This is a genomic window from Wohlfahrtiimonas sp. XWW7 (assembly GCF_056716055.1).
The window spans coordinates 1,961,070-1,983,502 of sequence record NZ_CP168032.1; the positions used below are offsets into that span (position 1 = coordinate 1,961,070).

General features: G+C 37.2%; 22 protein-coding genes and 1 riboswitch. Of the genes, 4 read left to right on the forward strand and 18 right to left on the reverse strand.

Features of this window, described 5'->3' with window-relative positions; translation table 11 throughout:
• Positions 1-31: 31 nt before the first annotated feature.
• The 9 genes from purM to ACA100_RS09425 all read right to left on the reverse strand — a co-directional run bounded on the left by purM (position 32) and on the right by ACA100_RS09425 (position 8,410).
• Positions 32-1,042, reverse strand: a complete 1,011-nt coding sequence (gene purM, locus ACA100_RS09385) for a phosphoribosylformylglycinamidine cyclo-ligase (RefSeq protein ID WP_481077450.1) — start codon at positions 1,040-1,042, stop codon at positions 32-34.
• Positions 1,043-2,446: an amidophosphoribosyltransferase gene (gene purF / locus ACA100_RS09390; protein ID WP_481077451.1), complete on the reverse strand. Its 1,404-nt coding sequence runs from the start codon at positions 2,444-2,446 to the stop codon at positions 1,043-1,045.
• A gap of 1 nt (position 2,447) precedes the next feature.
• Positions 2,448-3,158 carry a phosphoribosylaminoimidazolesuccinocarboxamide synthase gene (purC, locus tag ACA100_RS09395; protein WP_481077452.1) on the reverse strand — a complete coding sequence of 237 codons (711 nt, stop codon included), beginning with the start codon at positions 3,156-3,158 and terminating at the stop codon, positions 2,448-2,450.
• Positions 3,158-4,282 carry a 5-(carboxyamino)imidazole ribonucleotide synthase gene (gene purK, locus ACA100_RS09400; RefSeq protein ID WP_481077453.1) on the reverse strand — a complete coding sequence of 375 codons (1,125 nt, stop codon included), beginning with the start codon at positions 4,280-4,282 and terminating at the stop codon, positions 3,158-3,160. The genes purC and purK overlap by 1 nt, the downstream gene beginning before the upstream one ends.
• Positions 4,283-4,777 (reverse strand): 5-(carboxyamino)imidazole ribonucleotide mutase, encoded by a 495-nt coding sequence (gene purE, locus ACA100_RS09405; protein WP_481077454.1) that lies wholly within the window; start codon positions 4,775-4,777, stop codon positions 4,283-4,285.
• Between the two features lie 139 nt (positions 4,778-4,916).
• Positions 4,917-5,585 (reverse strand): hypothetical protein, encoded by a 669-nt coding sequence (locus ACA100_RS09410; RefSeq protein ID WP_481077455.1) that lies wholly within the window; start codon positions 5,583-5,585, stop codon positions 4,917-4,919.
• Between the two features lie 170 nt (positions 5,586-5,755).
• A complete protein-coding gene (yiiM, locus tag ACA100_RS09415; RefSeq protein ID WP_481077456.1) occupies positions 5,756-6,430 on the reverse strand; it encodes a 6-hydroxyaminopurine reductase in 675 nt (224 codons plus the stop codon).
• Positions 6,431-6,507: 77 nt separating this feature from the next.
• Entirely contained in the window at positions 6,508-7,293 is a 786-nt protein-coding gene (gene bioC, locus ACA100_RS09420) for a malonyl-ACP O-methyltransferase BioC (RefSeq protein ID WP_481077457.1), read from the reverse strand.
• The gene (locus ACA100_RS09425) at positions 7,277-8,410 is read right to left on the reverse strand and encodes an aminotransferase class I/II-fold pyridoxal phosphate-dependent enzyme (protein WP_481077458.1); all 1,134 of its coding nucleotides are present in this window, start codon (positions 8,408-8,410) and stop codon (positions 7,277-7,279) included. Before ACA100_RS09425 ends, bioC begins: the two co-directional genes overlap by 17 nt.
• Before the next feature lie 105 nt (positions 8,411-8,515).
• Between ACA100_RS09425 and ACA100_RS09430 the strand changes: the two genes are divergently transcribed.
• The 3 genes from ACA100_RS09430 (at position 8,516) to ACA100_RS09440 (ending at position 12,173) form a co-directional block, all read left to right on the forward strand.
• Positions 8,516-9,289: an alpha/beta fold hydrolase gene (locus ACA100_RS09430; protein ID WP_481077459.1), complete on the forward strand. Its 774-nt coding sequence runs from the start codon at positions 8,516-8,518 to the stop codon at positions 9,287-9,289.
• Positions 9,290-9,394: 105 nt separating this feature from the next.
• Complete coding sequence (locus ACA100_RS09435) at positions 9,395-9,985, forward strand: hypothetical protein (protein WP_481077460.1); 591 nt, start codon at positions 9,395-9,397, stop codon at positions 9,983-9,985.
• 37 nt (positions 9,986-10,022) lie between these two features.
• Entirely contained in the window at positions 10,023-12,173 is a 2,151-nt protein-coding gene (locus ACA100_RS09440; protein WP_481077461.1) for a DNA internalization-related competence protein ComEC/Rec2, read from the forward strand.
• Here the strand turns inward: ACA100_RS09440 and ACA100_RS09445 are convergent.
• The 9 genes from ACA100_RS09445 to def form a co-directional block, all read right to left on the reverse strand.
• The gene (locus ACA100_RS09445) at positions 12,124-12,801 is read right to left on the reverse strand and encodes a 7-cyano-7-deazaguanine/7-aminomethyl-7-deazaguanine transporter (protein WP_481077462.1); all 678 of its coding nucleotides are present in this window, start codon (positions 12,799-12,801) and stop codon (positions 12,124-12,126) included. The genes ACA100_RS09440 and ACA100_RS09445 overlap by 50 nt on opposite strands.
• Before the next feature lie 6 nt (positions 12,802-12,807).
• Positions 12,808-12,852: riboswitch (PreQ1 riboswitch) on the reverse strand.
• A 16-nt stretch (positions 12,853-12,868) separates the two neighbouring features.
• The gene (locus ACA100_RS09450; protein WP_481077463.1) at positions 12,869-13,180 is read right to left on the reverse strand and encodes a GrdX family protein; all 312 of its coding nucleotides are present in this window, start codon (positions 13,178-13,180) and stop codon (positions 12,869-12,871) included.
• A 50-nt stretch (positions 13,181-13,230) separates the two neighbouring features.
• A complete protein-coding gene (locus ACA100_RS09455) occupies positions 13,231-13,605 on the reverse strand; it encodes an NAD(P)/FAD-dependent oxidoreductase (protein WP_481077464.1) in 375 nt (124 codons plus the stop codon).
• A gap of 335 nt (positions 13,606-13,940) precedes the next feature.
• Positions 13,941-15,326, reverse strand: a complete 1,386-nt coding sequence (argH, locus tag ACA100_RS09460; protein ID WP_481077465.1) for an argininosuccinate lyase — start codon at positions 15,324-15,326, stop codon at positions 13,941-13,943.
• A 16-nt stretch (positions 15,327-15,342) separates the two neighbouring features.
• Positions 15,343-17,487, reverse strand: a complete 2,145-nt coding sequence (locus ACA100_RS09465) for a sensor histidine kinase (RefSeq protein ID WP_481077466.1) — start codon at positions 17,485-17,487, stop codon at positions 15,343-15,345.
• Positions 17,481-18,017 (reverse strand): DUF4390 domain-containing protein, encoded by a 537-nt coding sequence (locus ACA100_RS09470; RefSeq protein ID WP_481077467.1) that lies wholly within the window; start codon positions 18,015-18,017, stop codon positions 17,481-17,483. The genes ACA100_RS09465 and ACA100_RS09470 overlap by 7 nt, the downstream gene beginning before the upstream one ends.
• A 16-nt stretch (positions 18,018-18,033) precedes the next feature.
• Positions 18,034-19,569 (reverse strand): 16S rRNA (cytosine(967)-C(5))-methyltransferase RsmB, encoded by a 1,536-nt coding sequence (gene rsmB / locus ACA100_RS09475; protein WP_481077468.1) that lies wholly within the window; start codon positions 19,567-19,569, stop codon positions 18,034-18,036.
• A complete protein-coding gene (gene fmt / locus ACA100_RS09480) occupies positions 19,570-20,511 on the reverse strand; it encodes a methionyl-tRNA formyltransferase (protein ID WP_481077469.1) in 942 nt (313 codons plus the stop codon).
• The gene (gene def / locus ACA100_RS09485) at positions 20,511-21,029 is read right to left on the reverse strand and encodes a peptide deformylase (RefSeq protein WP_481077470.1); all 519 of its coding nucleotides are present in this window, start codon (positions 21,027-21,029) and stop codon (positions 20,511-20,513) included. Before def ends, fmt begins: the two co-directional genes overlap by 1 nt.
• Before the next feature lie 160 nt (positions 21,030-21,189).
• Between def and ACA100_RS09490 the strand changes: the two genes are divergently transcribed.
• Entirely contained in the window at positions 21,190-22,287 is a 1,098-nt protein-coding gene (locus ACA100_RS09490; protein WP_481077471.1) for a LysM peptidoglycan-binding domain-containing protein, read from the forward strand.
• The last annotated feature ends 146 nt before the right edge of the window (positions 22,288-22,433 follow it).

Below are 22,433 nucleotides of genomic sequence, written 5' to 3' on the forward strand. Positions count from 1 at the left end.
ACCCCAAATACTTTACATTTGGGGTTCGCATTTATTTAAAAGTAATTTCACCAGAATTTGTTACTTCACCGATGATCTGAGCATCGCTATTATTCGCCAATACGGTATCAACATCACCTTTATCAACGATCAACATAAAGCCAATACCCATATTGAATACGCTATACATTTCCTCTTCTGGAATATTCGCTGTATTTTGCAAGAATGGGAAAATAGCAGGCATCGTCCAACTGCCTTTCACAAACTCAGCGCCCATACCTTCTGGCAATGCACGAGGAACATTTTCATAGAAACCACCGCCTGTTACATGCACCATTGCATGAACATTCACAGATTTTAATAAATCTAAAATAGGACGAACGTATAACATCGTTGGTGTCAACAATACTTCGCCCAAAGGACGATCAAAGCCTTCATACGTTTCAGACATAGATAAGCCATGATTTTTCATAATATGGCGAACCAACGAAAAACCATTACTATGAACACCGCTAGATGGTAAACCTAAAATCACATCACCAACTTTGACATTGTCTTTAGTGATGCGTTGATCTTTTTCAACAACACCCACAGCAAAACCTGCGATATCATATTCGCCATCTTGGTAGAAGCCTGGCATTTCAGCAGTTTCACCACCCAATAATGTTGCATTCGACTGACGACAGCCTTCTGAAACACCAGCAACAATTGCTTCGATCTGTGCAGGATTATTTGCACCACATGCAATGTAATCTAAGAAAAATAAAGGCTCAGCACCTTGCGTTAAGATATCATTCACACACATTGCAACGGCATCAATACCGATTGTGTCATGAATATCTAATTCAAAAGCTAACTTTAATTTAGTGCCAACGCCATCTGTGCCTGACACTAAAACTGGTTTTTCATAGCCCAATTCAGATAGATCAAATGCGCCGCCAAAATCACCAAACAAGTTCATTGCACCAAAACGCATTGTGCTCATCACATGTTTTTTAATGCGCTCAACGGATTCATAACCTGCTTCTAAATTTACGCCTGCTTCTTTATACGCATTACTCATTTACACTGCCTCATCAAACTTAATATTGGTGGGATATTGATTGGTAAAGCAACCCATGCACAATCCACAGTTTTCACCACGTGATCCTTCATGTTCAGTTGCTTTAATTAGCCCTTGTGGGCTTAAAAATGCTAATGAATCCACATCAATGTATTCACGCATCTCTTCATTTGTTTTATGATGCTGCGCCAACAATTCACGCGGATCAGTTGCATCAACACCATAATAACAAGGATATTTAAACTCAGGAGAAGCTACACGCATATGAACTTCCGCTGCGCCTGCTGTACGCAATAATGCCACAATGTGTTTACTTGTTGTACCGCGCACAATGGAATCATCGATTAAGATAATGCGCTTACCTTTCACGATACTCGTAATTGCAGAGAGCTTCATACGAACACCGCGCTCACGTAATTCTTGTGTTGGTTGAATGAATGTACGACCAATGTAACGGTTTTTAATCAAACCCATTTCATTGGGCAAACCTGATGCTTCCGCATAACCAATCGCTGCTGAGATACTAGAATCAGGCACACCAATGACAATATCAGCATCTACATGTGCTTCTCTATACAATTCAATGCCGCTACGCTTACGAACAGCATGAACATTCTTACCTTCCAAATCGCTGTCAGGACGAGAGAAATAAACATATTCCATGGAACATAGCGCATGTGTACGTTTGACATCTAAGAAAGTCGAGATGACTTCACCATTTTGGATCGTAATGATTTCGCCAGGCTCTACATCACGGATGAATTCTGCACCCACAATGTCAAATGCACATGTTTCTGATGCAAATACATAACCACCAGTACTTAATTTACCCATTGATAATGGACGAATACCATGAGGATCACGTGCAACATACAAACCTGTGTTATGTAATAAAACATAACTATAAGCACCTTCAATCTCTAATAAACTTTTTTTCAAACGCTCTAAAAAAGTGCCTTCACAACGACGGATCAAATGACCCAATAATTCAGTTTCTCCATGTGTATGGAAAACGCTACCATTCTTTTCTAAGCGAATTTTAAGTTCTGTTGCATTCGTTAATGCACCATTGAAGGCAATTCCGATAGATTCATCTGTCGTTGCGACAACAATAGGATGCGCATTCAAAACACCACGACTGCTATTGGTCGGATAACGAACATGACCAATTGAAGTATCACCCACTAAACTCTGTAATTTTTTAGCATCAGAAAATACTTCCGTTAAAAGACCTTCACCTTTTATACAGTTAATTTTCTGATCTTCTGTGAGAACTGCAATCCCCACGCTTTCTTGCCCACGATGTTGCAACGCATGAAGACCATAATAAGTCATCGTTGCAGCTTCGCGGTTTCCCTGCACAGCGAATACACCACATTCTTCGTGTAATTCTTTAATATTCATATTATGTACGATCCTTGAGGCGACGATGAATTTCCTCATACGCTTCAATCACGCCACCCATATCTTGGCGGAAGCGATCTTTATCCAATTTTTCACCTGTTTTGCTATCCCATAAGCGGCAAGTATCTGGACTGATTTCATCAGCTAATACGATCGTGCCATCTTTCATGCGACCAAATTCAATTTTAAAGTCTACAAGATCAATACCAACTTCCAACCATAACGCTTTTAGGTAATCATTGATTTTTAACATTTCGCCACGAATAAAATCTAATTCTTCGTGCGTTGCTAAACTTAGAGCCACTGCATGATCATCATTGATTAAAGGATCATTAAACTCATCTGCTTTATAACAGAATTCTAAAATTGGTGGATTCAGTTTTTTACCTTCTTCCAAACCAATGCGCTTAACCAAAGAACCTGCTGCGATATTACGCACAATTGCTTCTAGTAAAATGATCTCAACTTTATGACATAACTGCTCACGCTCATTCACAGATTTTATTAGATGAGTTTTCACGCCGCTTTTCATTAAATCTGTATAGATCATACGAGAGATCTCAGAATTTAAACGCCCTTTATCCTCAAATTGAGCTTTCTTAGCGCCATTGCCTGCTGTCGCGTCATCTTTATAATAGATGATCACTTCATCTGGATTTGCTGTTGAGTAAATTTGTTTAGCCTTACCTTCATACAACAATTCTTGTTTCATTACTCCTCCTGAGTAAAAATCGCGTGAGAAAAATCTGTCATTCCAGCTTCAGCAGTAAATGTCACATGTCCAACTTTACGATTATATTTATTCTCTTTTTTACCATAAAGATGGAGATGCGCATTTTCAGATAAAGATGGCAAATATTTAAATAATGGCTCAATGTGTTGACCCAATAAATTATACATGGTTGTTGTCTGTTTCAATGAAGTATTACCTAAAGGCAATCCACAAACAGCACGAATGGCTTGCTCAAATTGACTTGTTGCGCAACCTTCCATTGTGTAATGACCAGAATTATGTGGGCGCGGCGCCAACTCATTCACATAAATTTCATCACCCTTCACAAAAACTTCCATCGCCAAAATACCAACGATATTATATTTTTCCATTAAATCTTTTAGCATCACATGTAAACGCTCACTTAAAGCAGCATCTTCATCCATATGTGCAGTTGATATGTGCAATATATTATTAATGTGTTGATTACGTGCAACAGGGAAAGTTTTGAATTCGCCATCTTGCGCACGAACACCGATAATAGAAGCTTCAAAATCATAGTCAACAAATGCTTCAGCAATGACAGAACAATCCATCAAAGCAGCTAACTTGCTTGGTAAATCTTCTTGACCGCGAATCACCGCTTGGCCTTTACCATCATAGCCGCCTTCAGAAGTTTTGACGACAAAAGGAAAACCTAGTTTTTGAGGCAGCTCTAACCATTCATCACCGAGATTTTCCACCATCACAATTGGCGGAACAGGCAAACCTGCATTCACAATATGCTCTTTTTCACGCATACGATTTTGCGTCATCCAGAGTGGAAATTCACCTTGTGGAATATTTTGATATTTTTCAGATAACTGTTTAACGATCTCTGCATTAATATTTTCAAATTCATAAGTGACAACATCACACTTAGAGACAAATTGACTCAATGCTTCATAATCATCAAATTGGCCAATCATATATTGATTAGCAACAGAGAAAGCCGGCGCTTGTAAAGATGGATCGTAAACGTATGTTAAGTAGCCCATTCGGTTGGCTGCTTCTATAAGCATCTTACCTAACTGACCGCCTCCTATAACGCCGATTTTTTGTGTAGGTAAAATGCTTCTCATCATTTATTCTCCAATATTCAATTTTTGTTGAAGTACAGAGTCACGTTGATCATCTCTATACTTTTGCAAACGACCCTGCAATACAGGATCAGTAATAGATAATATCTGAGCCGCCAATAAGCCTGCATTTTTAGCGCCAGCCGTACCAATAGCTACGGTAGCAACGGGTATACCGCCTGGCATCTGGGCAATTGACAATAAGGAATCCATACCTTTGAGCGCTTTACTTTCTACAGGAACGCCGATCACAGGTAAAGTTGTCAGTGCGGCAACCATTCCTGGTAAATGCGCAGCGCCACCTGCTCCAGCAATAATAACGGAAAATCCATTATCAATGGCTGAATCAGCAAACTCATACATTAGATGTGGGGTACGATGTGCGGATACTACTTGCACGTGGTGAGGAATATTAAATTCGACTAGAATGTCGATCGCAAACTGCATCGTTGGTAGATCACTTTGACTACCCATAATTACGGCAACTTTTGGATTTTTCATCTCACTAACTTCAAAAAAGCAAGTTCATCGGAGCGCAAGATTATAAAGGGTAGACTACATTCTGTAAACAAATATTTTCTAATTTTTTAGACAAAAAATATCTTCAAAGAAAGCAAAATAGCGACTTATTATCTTTTAGCTAGTTAACACCTTCATAATATTCAATGAATCGTTTCACAATGGCATCTTCTTTGTTTTTTAAACTTTTTCGATATACCCAATTACCCTTTTCATCATATGCCAATGTCACAATGGCTGTAACATCTTCACCCAAAATTGTCATTTGATAATCTTCCAATGAATCAAAATATGCAAAATTCGTAGAATAAGTTTCCACAACTTGATCAGCGTAAAATCGTCGAATCAACTCTTGCATATCACCATCCTCATCATATTTTTTAATGCTGATGGCACCATCACTGATGATTTCGTAAGCAGAATCAGAGATCCACTTCTCGATAGTTGAATCGATCTTATGCCAACTTGCCAATAACTCTTGGCGATTCATCTCTGCAAAAGATGATAAGACCGTTCTTTGATTACCTTGATAGGGTTGATAATATATAAAGAACTTTCGATGATCACAATTTTGATACTTCATTGTCACAACGCTCGACTCTTTAAAGCCTTTCTTATTATATTTTGTGACTGTAAAAAGCTGCATTTTCCCTGTATCCATTACTTCTGTAATGCTCTTGACAGGATGATCTACATCATCGATGAACCAATCATTTTTAACAAAAGTATTGGACCACGCACTATTCGATAAAACCATTAACATAGACAATGCAATTATTATTTTTTTCATGGCCATTTGCCTCTATTGCTATACAACTTTTATCTAAATAATTGTGATAATCATAACATTTTTACATCAAAACATAACCTCACTTATCATTAACTACAATCATCATTGTATATTTTCAATGAGTTATATAATTTAAAAGTCCATATAGTTGACTTGAATCAGAACAATCTTTATTCCGCAAACAATCGTCGATTAAAATTTTCAACTGCTTTATTCTGTAATCGCTTTAACATTGTCACAGTCCAACTGGCAGACAAGCCAGATGCTCTCAACAGCCTCAATGTTTTTTCTTCATCAAATGATTGATGAAATGCGATATTAACGACTTCTTCAATGGACAAATCACTACTGCGATTCATTAAAATCAAAGGATCATTAGAGCTCACAATACCAGTTTTGATCACACGGTACAGCCAACCAGTTTTCCCACTATTTTGCATGATTAATGAAAAATCTGATAAACCAGTTAAGCCATTAAGTTTAAAACATGGTGAACGTGGCTGAGTGACTTGAATCCATGCTTCGCCCCATTGATATACATCTCCAATATGGACATTATTTTCCAACATTCCCAATGTCGATAAATTCTCACCAAATGCTGATGATTTAAAGATAGTTTTCAATTCTGGGTATTGCGTCATCCAAAAATCATAATGCTCTCTTGGATAGTGACATAATGCACGATCTGGCCCACCGTGAACACGCTTCTCTGCTTGCTCATCACCTGCCAACCCCAATAAAGTTAACTCAAGTGAATCTAATTTGAGTGATTTCACTATAGCAGATTGTCCACAGCAGTCTGTTTCAGTTATTTGCCCAACAAAAACCAACGGTTGTATCAACATAAATCACCTCATTCGTCTTGTGAAAGCGTATTATCCGCCAATCATGCTTCAATTTTCAATCATCTTGTCAGATATTGTTACCCTTTCACAATCACAATTTCTGCAATCTGATAAGTCAATGCTAATTGATCAGTCAATACATTTTTGGGATAAGATTCTGACAATAGTTTTAACTGATTCTTGCCCATTAATCCTTTTTTACGATAAGGCAAAGCCGTTGCACCAATCCCTTGTAAGCTTTTTAACAACGCAACAATATGATCAAATCTCGATGCTTTGCAATAAGCACTATAATTGACAGATTGAATCACATAAACTTCCTGTAGCTTCGATAAGGCTTTTACGATCTCTTCATCCGAAAGAAAAGTTAACACATGTGGATCATCATCCAAAGCTTGCCATGCTTTTGCCAATTCCCACAGCGATGGTTGAGTCAAAGTCGATAAATATAAGCGCCCTTGAGGCTTCAAAACCCTCAACAACTCAGAAATTGCTAAAGTTAACGAATGACACCATTGAATTGCTAAACTGCTCACAACCACATCAAATTGATTATCTGCCAGAGGCAAGCTTTCGATATCGCCCAAGAGATAATGATGCGCCACATTATTGTCTTGTGCTTTGTGCAACATCTCATGCGATAAATCTAGCGCAGTAATTTCATAACCCTTATGATATTTCAAATTTTGGCTCACATAACCAGTACCACAGCCTGCATCTAGAACTTTGGCAAAAATATTTTCCTCTTTGACGTTTGCAATCAAACGATTCGCAACTTCCCTTTGCAATATGGCCTGTTGATCATAAGTCTCAACTGCTCGACCAAATGCGGATGCAACATTTTGCTTATCTACCGAATGCATAACGCAGCGCTCCTATCACTTGATCAATATTTTCTTGTGTATGATTTGCATTCAATGTTAGTCGAATACGAGCACTATTGGGTGGTACAGTTGGCGGTCGAATGGCAAGCGCCCAAATATGATGATCTTTGAGTATTTGTGCGACTCGTAAACTCTCTTCATTACTGCCAATAATAATGGGCTGAATTGCACTATTAGAATGATTCTCAATGCCTAAATCCTTTAACTCTGATTTGAAATATCTAATCAAACTATGCAAATAGGCTCTTTTATCATCTGATTGACTAATCACTTTTATAGATTTCATCAATGTATAAGCTTGCGCAGGTGGAATGGCTGTGCTGTAGATCAATGCACGAGACTTTTGCACCAAATATTCAGCCATAGAATCTGAACATAAAATTGCGGCACCACTTATCCCAAAAGCCTTGCCAAATGTCACTATGAGAATATCTGGATGAATGCCTTGTCGATCACATGTTCCTTTACCCTCTTGACCGTGCACACCAATACCATGAGCATCATCCACTATCAGCCAATGGTTATGATTCTTTTCTATAACTGCCTGAATAGTATTTAATGGCGCCTCATCACCATCCATACTGAAGATACCTTCAGTCACTGTTAATACCGCTTGATCTCTATCCACTTTACTCAGTAAATGCCTCAAAGAATCTGAATCATTATGAGCAAAACGCTTAAAATTTCCTTTAGAATTCATTGCTGCTTCTATTAATGAAGCATGGCTTAACTTATCTGCAATGATCCAATCATTTTTCTCGATCAATAGTTGAATCAATGCTTGATTGGCTGAAAATCCAGAAGAATAAACAATTGCTCTATCATAACCTAACCACTCTGCCAATCGTCTCTCTAACTGTTGTAATGGCGCATGGTAGCCAGTTACATGACTTGATCCGCCGCTGCCTACGCCATATAACTCAGCTCCCTTTTGCCATGCTTGAATCAATTCTGGTGAATGCGACAACCCCAAATAATCATTCGATGCAAAATTCAAACAATCACTATGATCTTGAGCCACTTGTCGCACCCGATAACCTTGACTCTGTTTTCGCTCTTCCAAAGCATTCGCAATGCGCATTTGCCAAACATTCATGAATATTCCAAATTAATCACTAAATAAAAACACATCATAAGTTAATCTTAGTTATCATGTAAACTTAATTTTATAACAAAGAGATTACATAATAGGTTTTATTCAATGAAAACAGTCATATTTATGCATGGAATCCTAGGTGATGAAAGAACATGGCAAAATGCTTTCCAATATTTACCAGACAATATCAATGCAATCAGCTACAGCATGTTAGGTTTTGGTGACAATAGCCAAAATAGTTCTATAGAACAATTCAATACAACTACTCATGCAAGCGAGTTAATTCAATTCTGCCAATCACTCGATCACGATAAAGTTTCCATTGTTGCTTGGTCTTACAGTTGCCATGTAGCTTTACTAGCGGCATTGCAAGCACCTGAATTATTTGAAACCATACATCTGTACGATTGCATAGTACCGAGCTACGGTTTAGACAATAATCACGATGCTTTTAAATCTTTCAGCAGAGATTTAAATCAAATGATGTCACCTGTCATTAAAGCCATACGAACTCAAGATAGCGAAACTATCATTAATGCCTTTGTTTTGGCATGCAGTGAGCAGAATTTAACACTCTCTGACCAAGATACTAGAATTCAAATCATTAAAAGAGCCAATGCCCATACAGTTTCTCGTTTACTCACACAAGCTGAACCCACTAAAATAACCACTGAAATGTTAAAAATACTCAAAGTGCCTTGCGGTATTTATTGGGGAGAAAATTCTAGAACCATTTTCAAATTGGCTTCACAGGCGCTTTATCAGCATTTACCAGACAAAATGCGCTTAAATAATTCTGGCGCCATCTCACATGCCAATCATCTTTTGCCCGAGGAATCGCCTAAATTATTCATTCAACATGTTTTCATACATAATTAAAGTACTTTATAAAATATTATTGTGAATATAAAAAATTGACTTATAAATCAGTTAAAATATATTAGTAAGCAAGAATAAACCGTCTTCAAGACTAAAGGATAATATATGGCATATGATATCGGCAAATGTAATGAAATGATCAAAGCAAGCTTTCCTGATCGTCGCTTGCACATTAGCATTGGTCGTTCTGTTCGCATTTATAGCCTTGTATGCTTGGCTGCAATCGCTGTCAGCATCTTGGGTATTTTTCTCTTCAGTGGCGCACTGACAATTAAATTTTTATCTTTGGGCGTGTTAGCAATTGGTTTTTTAATCGTTTTTGCTCTGTTCAATCTTAAAAAACTGAAATATCTTTATACCTTAAAAGATAAAAAAGTCATGCCAGTTTTAGTGCCTGTACAAAATATCTATGCAGCAAAAAGTTTACGCGGCAATACAACGACCAAAGTATCTTATCGCTGGCCGATTGGTACAAATCAAATTGTCACTGCTGAGTTTTCTAGTCAATCTGGCCCGATTATCATCAACTCAGATGATGCAAATAAACAATATGCATTGGCATTAGTTGTGGACAAGAAAGATAAAGGGGAATTTATACCTTACTTAATGGATAGAAAACTATCTCGTTGCACATTAACCAATGCTGAACGCCGTGCTGTTTTACGCACCATTCGTACAATCAATAAAGCTGTTTGATGCAAACATTGCACACAATTAGTGAAGGAAATAGTCAATGATCCCATTGGCTATTTCATTATTATTTGGCCTTGTTTTAATTTTATTTTTCCCACTGTCATTCCCTTTATTAATCACAACATTATCTCTACTTGTGATTACTGCCTGCGTTATTGCTTATTTTATTCAAAGTTACCGACGTTTATCTATATTCATAGCCATTGGCATCACACTTGCATCTTTACTCACCATTCCACAACTGATCCAATACCAAAAAGCTTTTCAGCAATTACCACAAACGGATACTTATCAATTCAAAATCCATAAAATTTACAATGATAATGCCGCCGAAGTTATCATCACCGCGCCTGAATCGCTCAAAAGCTATGCCATTCAATTATATAATCTACCTAAAAATGAAAATTTGGCATTAGATGCAACTTATGAAGCATCTTTAACAATTCAGCCTAACAGAGCAAAAGCAACATTTTATAAACTCAATCCTCGCTTAACACATTTAGTGAACCATAGAATTGGTACAGCAAATCTTAAAGATTCTTTAAAATTCGTCCAAGAACCAGAGATTTTGATGGCAACTCGTGTCAATTTATCCAATTACTTTCAAGAGCATCATTTCCAGAACTCTGATTTAATGAGCGCTTTGAGTGTTGGTTTAACCAACCAATTAAATCAACAAACATGGGATTTATTGCGTCAGACAGGCACAATTCATCTGGTTGCTATTTCAGGCTTGCATTTAACATTCATCGCATTATGGTGTTTCATCATCTTAAAAACTCTGTTAGGTTTTTGTATGATCCAAAAACCTGCACCTTACAGAATCGCCGCGATCATTAGCTTAATCATTGCAATAAGTTATGCGCTATTAGCAGGTATGAGCTTACCAACACAACGCGCACTCATTATGTTTGGGATATTTATGATAGCACTGCTCATTCGCTATCCCATTTTGAACTTTCAAAGCTTAGCAACTGCGCTATTCATTATTCTAATCGTTGCACCATTTTCAGTGATCACAATTGGTTTCTGGCTATCTTTCACAGCAGTATTAATATTAATGCTATTCAGTCAATATCGATTCTCTTTCATCGTTTCATTATTGTTAACCCAATTAATTATTAGTACGCTAGCCATTCCAATTGTCGCAAGCTTCTTCAATGAAGTCTCTTTGATCAGCCCTATTGCCAACCTATTTGCCATTCCTTGGACAACGCTATTAATCCTCCCTTTTCTATTAATTGGCATATTAATTTTGCCAATATCATCCACGATTGGTCATGCGTTATTGGAACTCAGTGACCATAACATCACAGCATTACTCAACTTCTTACGTGTGATGAATGATTTACCTTATAGCCATGTGGAAGTGCCTTATGTACCATTATTAATCGCAATTATTATCACAATCTTAGCTTTATTAATCATCACAAAAACAAAATGGCAATATCGCTTATGTTATTTCGTGAGTATCATACTTGCCATTGCATACACATTTAAACCAGATAACAATGAATATTTATTAGCTTTACCTGTCGGTGAGGGATTATCTGTATTATTCAAAAGTCATGATAAAACTTTATTGTTCGATACTGGCCCATATTTTCGCGGCTACGATAGCGCTGAAATTACAACGATTCCAACATTGAAAAATATGAATATTTATACTCTGGATAACATTGTGCTCAGCCATGATAATCAACAGCATATTGGCGGTACAAAAAGTATTCGCAGGACATTTCCTAATGCTGAAGTTATTCTTCACAGTAGTTTACAACCATACATTGATGATAGCATCACTTGCCAAAACTACCATTTTCGTACAGATCATATTACGATCGAGCCATTAAAAACTCATAAAAGCTGTGCTTTTCAGATCACTTTACATGATCAAATAATTTGGCTCATCGCCAATATTGAACCGTATGAATGGTCAAAGTTAACCAAAACACAAATACAGCCAAATCTTGTACTTTTCCCTAATAAAGGGCGATCTAAAGGTTATGTTATTCCTGATGATTGGCAAGATGTCATATTGATTGGTTCCACCAAATATATCCATGCTAATAATGAACGCCATAATATACATAATGCATATTATGGCGCGATCAAAGTCATGTTTTCAGCGAAAGGAATCGAGCTTAAATCTGCGAGTGATGCAGAGAATTTTTGGTGGGCTCGTCCAATTTAGCAAGTTTTGCCAATAAATAGTGCAACACAATGCCATATAAAGGTAAAAAGAATATGCCACAAATCACAATTTTAAAAGCATAATCCACTGCCGCAATTTCTACCCAGTTCGCCGCCATAAAAGGATCTGTACTTTTATAAAAAGCGATGGAGAAAAAGCAAATCGTATCAATTAAATTACCAAAAACTGCCGCCAAACTTGGTGCAACCCACCAACGATGATGCTTTCTGAAATAATTGAATACAGTAATATCTAACAACTGCCCCACTAAATAAGCAGAGAAACTGGCCAAAGCAATTCTGAATACAAATAGATTAAATGTCGAAAGCTCTGCAAAGCCAACAAATCGCCCTTCCACAAATAAGACAGAAATAATGTAAGAGATAATCAGCGCTGGGAACATCACACAAAAAATAATCTTACGTGCTAAAGGCGCCCCAAAAACTCGCACCGTTAGATCTGTAAATAAGAAGATGAATGGAAATGTTACAGCGCCCCAAGTTGTCAATACAGGACCAATTTCAAAGGGAATCTGCACCAGATAGTTACTGGAAACAATGACCAAAATATGAAAAAAACACAAAACAACCAACGCATTGCGATGGTTAAGCAAAGTAGATACTAACATTTTAAAACTTCCTTAGTTTTTTATAGTGGGAGGATTTCGAACCACAGGAGCTGCATTGTAGAAGAATTTATATTTTTGTCAAAATAATTGCACTACGAATCAATCCTTCATCAATCACTTGGAAATCATTCATACAGCGCTCATCATATTCTCGCATGCCCATCGAACCTGAAAGAACAGTAAATCGCTCCAATGCACTTTCAATGTAATGTAGCGATTTAAAGTCCAATTCATTTTGCTCACTACTCATAATGATCGTTCGATATGGCGTTTCATAAGGCTTAATGCTTCCCGCTTGAGGATGGCTCAATAATTTATGTCCTTGATGGACATAATCCCGTGCCTTTAATAAAACATCATGATATGTCTGAACAATCACCAATTCATCATTAATATATTTCTGCTGAACCAGTGGATTATTGGTAATGATTAGATGTAGGAATTAGGATTGGTCAATGCTTGCTCTTGGGCAATTTTATCTGCATCCAATTTACCTTCTTCATGAATCACCACTAAATTCACTTGATTCACAACTTTGGTTAAAAAAACTGACTCTTCAACAGCTGTATTGCCTGAACCCACAACCACAACATCTAAATCTTCATAGAAATCGGTATCACAAGTGGCGCAATAAGAAACACCGCGCCCTTTAAACTCTTCTTCACCTGGAATGCCAATGATTCTTGGCTTTGTACCTGTGGCAAGGATGATAGATTTTGCAATGATTTCTTCATTACTTTTCAACTGGATATTTTTATGAAAACCATCCTCTGCGATCGTAAAACCCATGACACGATCTTTCAAAAATTCTGCACCAAATTTTTCTCAACAAAAAAGGAATGCCTTATACAAAGACATTCCTTTTGAATATTCATTACAATTCTATTAACGATGGTGCAAAATTGGCTTTGCACACCTTTTTCGCCAATAACCACGCCGTGGTTACTTGTTAATCCTAATCAATAGCATAAAAGGTAAATCATCATAGCTATATTTTCCATATTATTTTAATAAGTTTTATACAAAAACATAAATAACAATAAGATAATAAATTGACTAAAATTTAATTTTTATTTTTTAGTCAAAAAATAAACCCTCTTATAAATAATAAGAGGGTTTATTTGTATTCTGGAAATTATTTAAATAATCGCTTTTGCGCGTTCAATGGCTGTTTTAACTTGCGCAGGTGCTGTGCCACCAAAATGATCACGAGCATTCACAGAACCTTCCAATGTTAATGCTTCAAATACATCTGCTTCGATTAATGATGAGAAGTTTTGTAATTCATCTAAACTCATTTCAGATAAATCGCGTTCTGTATCCACGCCTAATTTAACTGCTTTACCAACGATTTCGTGCGCATCTCTAAACGCAATACCTTTACGAACTAAGTAATCCGCTAAATCTGTTGCAGTTGAGAAACCCAATTTTGTACGCAAGTACATATTATCTTTCTTCGCAATGATTGCAGGCACCATATCCGCAAATGCACGTAAAGAGCCTAAAATTGTATCTGCCACATCAAAAATTGGCTCTTTATCTTCTTGGTTATCTTTGTTGTACGCTAAAGGTTGGCTTTTCATCAATACCAATAAGCCCATCAAATGACCAAATACACGGCCTGACTTACCGCGCACCAATTCAGGCACATCAGGATTTTTCTTCTGTGGCATGATAGAAGAACCTGTACAGAAACGATCAGGCAAATCAATGAAATCAAATGCAGGCGTTGACCATAATACTAACTCTTCTGAGAAACGTGATAAATGCATCATCAAAATACTGGCAGCACTTGAAAACTCAATTGCAAAGTCACGATCAGATACAGAATCCAAAGAGTTTTCAGTTGGTGCATTAAAGCCCAATAATTCTGCTGATAAATGGCGATTAATGGGATAAGTTGTGCCAGCTAATGCAGCCGCGCCCAAGGGAGAATAATTCATACGCTCACGACAATCTTGAAAACGTGAACGATCACGCTTAATCATTTCAAACCAAGCCATTAAATGATGACCAAATGTGATTGGCTGCGCCACTTGCAAATGCGTAAAACCTGGCATGATTGTAGAATATTCACGTTCAGCCAAATCCAAAATACCCAACTGTAAACGCTTTAATTCCGCATCCACTAAATCTAAAGTATTACGAAGCCACAAACGAATATCTGTTGCCACTTGGTCGTTACGAGAGCGTCCTGTATGTAAACGCTTACCTGCAATACCAATTTTATTAGTTAACGCAGATTCAATATTCATATGAACATCTTCTAATGCAACCGACCAATCAAATTGACCTGCTTCAATATCAGCTTGTACTTCATTCAAGCCTTTAATGATGGCATCAAAATCTTCTTGAGATAAGATATTTTGCTTAAATAGCATTTCAGCGTGCGCTTTAGAACCTGCAATATCCTCTTTATACATACGCTGATCAAATTGTACTGATGCTGTAAATGCTTGTACAAATGCATCTGTACTTTCTGAAAAACGACCGCCCCACTGTTGATTTACTTTCTGTTCAGACATCCTAAATCCTTTTCATCTATTTAACTATTTTCGGGAACTGAATCACAATTTCAGCACCCTGCATTTTGCCTTCCGAATATATGGCGATTTTACCATGATGTTCTTCGATAATCTTTTTAACAATGGCTAATCCTAATCCAGTACCTTTAGGTTTTGTTGTCACATAAGGCTCGAAAATTTTCACCATTTGGTCTTGATCAAACCCAATACCATTATCTTTAATGGACAAGATAATCCAATCACTGCTCTCTTTCACATCGACATTAATCGTACCATGTTGATCAATACACGCTTCGATCGCATTTTTCACTAAATTATGTAAAAGCTGTCGCAAACGCAACCCATCACCTAAAATACAGGCTTGATCACTCGTAATATTAGTATGAATCACTACATCGGCAGGATAATCTTGATATAAATACATCACTTCTCGAACCAAACGATTCAAATCCAATTCTACTAGCTGTTGCTGTGAGCTCTTCGCATATTGACTGAACTCATCCACCATTGTCTTCAAAGCTTTGACCTGAGCAATGATCGTTTCTGTAGATTTATCAATCACTTCTTTATCTTTATCCACTAATTTTTCTGAGAAGCGCAATTTTAAACGTTCTGCTGATAGCTGAATCGGCGTCAATGGATTTTTAATTTCATGCGCCAGACGACGCGCAACTTCACTCCAAGCAGATTCACGCTCGCCACTGATTAATTGTGTAATATCATCAAAAACGATAATTTCACCACCTTTTAGGCCGATCTGATCATTCTCTTCCGAACCACGCACAGATAAAATCTGCTGAGAACCATTATGATAACGACTGATCTCTGTGCGCCACTCTTTTTCTTGTGTGGACTTCAAATACTCAAATATTGGCATCATAAAGCTTTTCAGTGCTTCAGGCGCACTTTGTAAAGAAGCCATAGAGAGATTTTCCATATCCTTCTCTTCAACACCCAAAATCACCAATGCAGCATTATTAAATACACGCACCTTGCCTTTTTCATCCACAACTAAAACGCCAGAGGATAATTTCTCTAACAATGATTCCAAATGAGCACGCTCTGCCTCTAATAAGCCTTGAGAATTTTGTGCCACTTCATGAGCTTTTTTCAATTTTTGAATCATCTCATTGAATGAAGATGTTAAAAAACCAATTTCATCTTTCGATTTCACACGAATCTTACGCTCTAAATCACCTTCTGCCACCGCTTTTGTGGCAATCGATAATTCACGAATCGGTTTAACAATTCGGCGTGATGCAAAGAATGAACCGCCCAATGCCAATAAAACAGATAACAATGCAACTAAAACAAGAATCACCAATAAATTCATCTTAAATGGTGCGCGCAATGACTTAAACTGCTTGTAATACTGAACAGAATCTCGTGTTGAATTGGCCAATTCTGTATATTTATCAGGAATTTCATAAAATGCTTGGATAATGAATGGTGAATTTTCCGAGACTTTAGTCACAACACGAACACGCAATTGTGACTCAGATGTTTGCTCCAATACAACATATTCCATGCCTTGCGCTACGCTCATCAAAATCACATCATTAGGTCGTTCTGGCATCACCTTATCAAAATCATTGGATGCAAAAGCAACCACGCTGCCGCGCCCATCAAAAACAGCCAATTCCATTGAATTAATGCTTTCACGAATATTTTCGATATAAAAGCTCAAATCACTGATGGGCACAGAGCTTAACCGATCCGCCGTACTTTGCGTTAAATTCAAAGCATCCAATCGTCTAATATCCAATGAAGATCGCGAAAGCGCTAATGCATCATCAAAACCTTTATCTAAAGATGCATCAAACCAACTATCAATGCCTTTGAATACCATTGTGATGGAAAAGAACAGTAATATTGTTAATGGCAGCAATGAAATGCCCGAGAAAAATAGCATCATACGCACATTTAACCGCGAGCCAATATAACCTTTGCGATAAGTTCTAATTAATCGAATTAAATAATGACCCACAAAAATGATCAATAATAAAAAACATAATCCACCTGCTGCCAATAACCAAACAAAATTATCAGAATATTGAGAAACAGACTCTAAAGATTGACTCATCATTGCTAAAATAATCACTAACAACAACGATAAAATTAATAAAGGTAAAATACTCTCTTTCTTTGCTTTTCTTACCATGGTGCAAACTCCCAATATTTCCAGCCTGTATCTAAATTCCATTCTTTAGATAAATACGCAGGAACACGCAATGGTGTAGGTAATTCATTAATGTCTAATTTCAAACGCACACCACCGCGATACACACGATTCTGATGGCGATTGACAATTTCTATGTTCATATTTTTAGGTTCTGCAACATATGCTAAAGCAAGACTCAAAGTCGGAAAATTTTCATATTTTTTATGACGATGTGAATTCACCACATATTGTTGCGTCAATGCATTATAAGAAACCGTATAGTTATAAGTTTTCGGCTCATTATCTCCTTCTAGCCACGCAACCCCAACCTTCTCTTCTATCACAAATGTATAACTAAACGTCAGTGAAATCCCATTTTTAAGAATTTCCACCTGCTCTTCACTCATTTTAATGGTGGCTTCAATAGCAATTTTATAATTATCTTCTTTATTGCCATTTTTCACATAGACAGATGAAATCGAAAAATCAGCAGAAAAGCTCATTGTTACCAATGAGCTTAGCAAAAGCATCAAACAGCTCCAACGTTTAATCATGAGCCTTTTGAATCAAACAGTAATAAAATCCATCCATTTTCTCAGGGCGCATGACAGATGTTGGCAAAATTTGATAACCATATGTTTCACGCTCTGCAAATGGTAGATCACATTCAATTTCGCTCGCATCCGCATGTTTTGCAAAAAATGACTTCATTTGCTGCTCATTCTCTTCTTTCAAAATTGAACAAGTTGAATATAACAAACGACCACCAGCCTTCAATTGTGCCCAAGCATTTTCCAACAATTTTGCTTGAACCTCCACTAAAGGCTTAATATCGGTAACTTGACGCAAACGCTTAATATCAGGATGACGGTGAATGATTCCTGTTGCCGAACAAGGCACATCTAACAATACAGCATCAGCGCGATCAGCCAACTCAAATAATTCAAAATCAATCGCCGACAACTTAACTTTATTCGCTAAATCTTCAGGAAATACACGATCTAAATTTTCCTTCACACGGACTAAACGCTTATCAACGCTATCAATCGCATAAATAGCATTGATGTTTGCATTGCGCTCTAACATTGCAATCGTTTTACCACCAGGCGCCGCACATGCATCGATGATCACTTCATGATCTTTAGGCGATAGTAATTGTGCTGCTAATTGCGCACTTGCATCTTGCACTGAGCTCATACCAGTTGAAAAACTTGGTAATGTAGAAACTGAAACAGCCTCACGCAATACGATGGCAGAATCAACCCAATCATGTTTTGCATGTTCAATGCCCATTTCTGTTAATAATGCAGAATATTGATCTCGAGTTGCTTGCAATGGATTCACACGAATCGTCATTTGTGGATGCGTTAAAAAGTGTTCTGCAACTGCACAAGCTTTCTCAACGCCCCAAGATTTAATCAAAGATTCTGATAACCATTTAGGTAATGAAACTTTTGCTGTGTTTTTGGGTAATGGCTGCAAACCTTCACGCAACACCTTACGCAAAATACCATTGGTCAAACCAACAGCCCAATCTTTATTCATTTGACGAATCAACGTAACCCAATTATTTACAGCTGCATATTCTGCTGTATTCATCTCTGTGATTTCGTAGATTGCCAATAAAATTGCCAAATAAACATGTCTTTCAGAAGGCTTAATCGGCTTTTGCAGATAATGTGTTAATTGAAACTCTAAAATCTCAAATTGACGCAAAGCACCGTAAACTAAATGCTGGACAAAGCGTTTATCACTATCTTCTAAAGTTTTTAACTCCGTCACCAACAATTCAGAAAGTGATTGACCATTTTCAACTTTGAATATGATATCAACAGCACAAAAACGAGCATTATTCATTAAATGTGCAAATGGATTGCCCATCACTTTAGGTTTAGCTTCAACTTTTGGTCGAGCAGTACGTGATTTATTCCCATAAAGGCGAGCAGGCTTTGACTGTCCTTTATCAAAATACACGCGCTTTTTAGAATCTTGCGAACGTTTTTTCTGCTCAAACTGTTTAGGTTTCTCCGATTTTGGCTTATAACTAACTTTTACACCATTTAGAGTGGTTTGTTCGCTCATTTACTTTAATTCCTCTAAATGAAGTTGTGTACCTTTCAAAAATTCTGATGCCAACATGGCTTTTTTACCTGCAACTTGCATGGTAACAATTTCCATCAAATTTGTGCCTGTATTCACAAACAACAAACCATCTTTCACTTCCAACGTACCTGCTTTATGTATGCTTGGTTGATCTGTTAATCTTGCGACCCAAACTTTAAACAATTGATCATGTAACGTTGTATGTGCACATGGCGCTGGATTAAATGCACGGATTTTACGATCCAATAATTCCGCAGGCTCAACCCAATTAAGACGCGCTTCTTCTTTGGTTAATTTTTCAGCATATGTTACACCGTCTTCTGATTGTGGCGTAGGTTGAGATTTCCCCGACAAAATTATTGGCAATGTTTCCACCAAAAGATCTGAACCAAGTTTTTCCAATGCCCAAAACAACTCACCAGAATTCATAGTTTCCGTAATAGTGATTTTAGCCTCGCTCCAAACAGCGCCTGTATCCAAGCCTTTATCCATTTGCATAATGCCAATGCCTGTTTCCGCATCACCTGATTCGATCGCACGCTGCACAGGTGCTGCACCGCGCCATCTTGGTAATAATGACCCATGAATATTAATGCAGCCATATTTTGGCGTATTCAAAACAACTTCAGGCAAAATCAAACCATAAGCAACCACAACCATGACATCTGCATTCAATGCTTTCAACTCTGCTTGAGCATCTTCTTTTCGTAAAGATAATGGCTGATACACTGGGATATTATGAACTTCAGCCAGCTCTTTAACAGGACTTTTTGTTAATTTTTTACCACGACCTTTTGGACGATCTGGCTGAGTATAAACTGCTACAACATTATATTTTGCATCCAATAATGCCTGTAACGCACCTGTTGAAAATTGAGGCGTACCTGCAAAAATCACTCGTGTATTTTCTGGTGCATTCATTAACGATTTGCCTCCATATCTTTAAGATATTTATCCAGCTTTTTCAATGCTCGATCACGCTTCAAACGTGATAAATAATCAATGAATAAAATGCCATTCAAATGATCCAATTCATGCTGCATACAGCGTGCCAATAAATCTTCCGCTTCACGTTCAAAATATTCGCCTTTGATATCTTGCGCGCGAATTTTAACTGCAAAAGATCGTTCAATCGGACCACTATAAATGCTTGGTAAAGATAAACAACCCTCTTCAGCATCTGCAACATCATCTGATTCCCAAACAATCTCAGGATTGATATAGATCATAGGATCGCTTTTATCTTCACTACAATCTGTGACAAATACTCGCCTTAAATCATTCACCTGATTCGCAGCCAAACCAATGCCTTTATGCTCATACATTGTCTCAAGCATGCCATTGGCAAATTCATACAAATCATTATCAAAAGTAGTGACAACGCTTGCTGTTTTGCGAAGCGTCTCATGCGGTACATAAATTACATCAAGTTTCGACATTAAAAAGAATTACCTATCTTATTACAAAGAAATTACACTTAAATCCACTTATTTCTTGCGCTAGCTCTATTTAATTTAGTATTGTAACTTGCTAAACACTCAAAAAATTCAGATAATCTTATCAAATTTTTGTTTGCATTAATATTAATAAGGATAATTTATGAATATAAAGCGCCTACTCATTGCAACAAGCTTGTTGTGTGCGTCTATTTCGATGGCAGCAACGCTCAAACCTGATGCGCCAGAACACTATGTTATTCAACCAGGGGATTCATTATGGAACATAGCAAAAAAATATACAGATGATCCATGGGAATGGCGCCAACTTTGGAAAAGCAACCCTCAAGTTTCTAATCCTAACCGCATCTATCCTGGTGATGAATTATCTATTGTGAATGGTAAAATTATTTACAAGAGAAATTTCAAAGGCGCTTCCAATAAAAAACAAGGCGGTATGCGCACTGTTAAACTTACGCCAGAAATGAGAGAAGTACCAATTGAATTAGGTCTACCAGTAATTTCTTACGATTATTTACGTGGTAAATTCGTAGATATGGAAATTGTCAGCGCTGAAGAACTTAAAGCATTACCATATATTGTCGGTTTTGAAGATGACCGTTTAATGGGCTATACAAATCTTAAAGCCTTCGTAAAAGGTGATCTAACGCCAGGTAAAACTTATGATGTTTATGAGCGTGGTACAACACATAAAGGTGTAAAACTCGAAGACATCAGCAAAGGCAAGAAAAAGAAAAATACAGAAATTGGTACAGAGCTTTTAAAAACAGGCGAAGTTATTGTTGAAAATAGTAAAGATGGTATTTCCACAGTTTATATCAAAAGCATTACTAATAAAGGTTTAGCTCCAAGTCAATTCTTGATTGAACAAGCGCCAATGAGCACTATTGGTAATCTTTACTTTGAACCAAAATCAGCACCACAAAAAACAGAAGCAGAAGTTGTTGCAACGCCTGGTATGTTAAAAAGCGTTGCTGTTGGTGGCAATGTCGTACTTGATAAAGGTTTTGATTCAGCATTATCTCCAGGTGATCTTCTTTTGGTTCAACAAGCAGACATTTTTAAAAATGATCCAATGAACCCAAGTAAGCGCATTCGCATCCCTGGTCAAGCAGCGGGCATGGTTATGATCTATAAAGTATTCGATCGAATGAGTTTAGGTATCGTAATCGAAAGTACTAAGCCTATTCAAAGAGATATGATGGCGGTCACACCATATTCTGATTATATGACAAAATAAATAGTCACTATTAATCAATACAATATTGCTTGAAGCCTGCCGATGCAGGCTTTTCTTTTACCTTGAAATCTCATTGCGTATTATTACAAACAAAAAAATCCCGCCATGACAGCGGGACAAATTTATGAATCTATGTATCTATTATC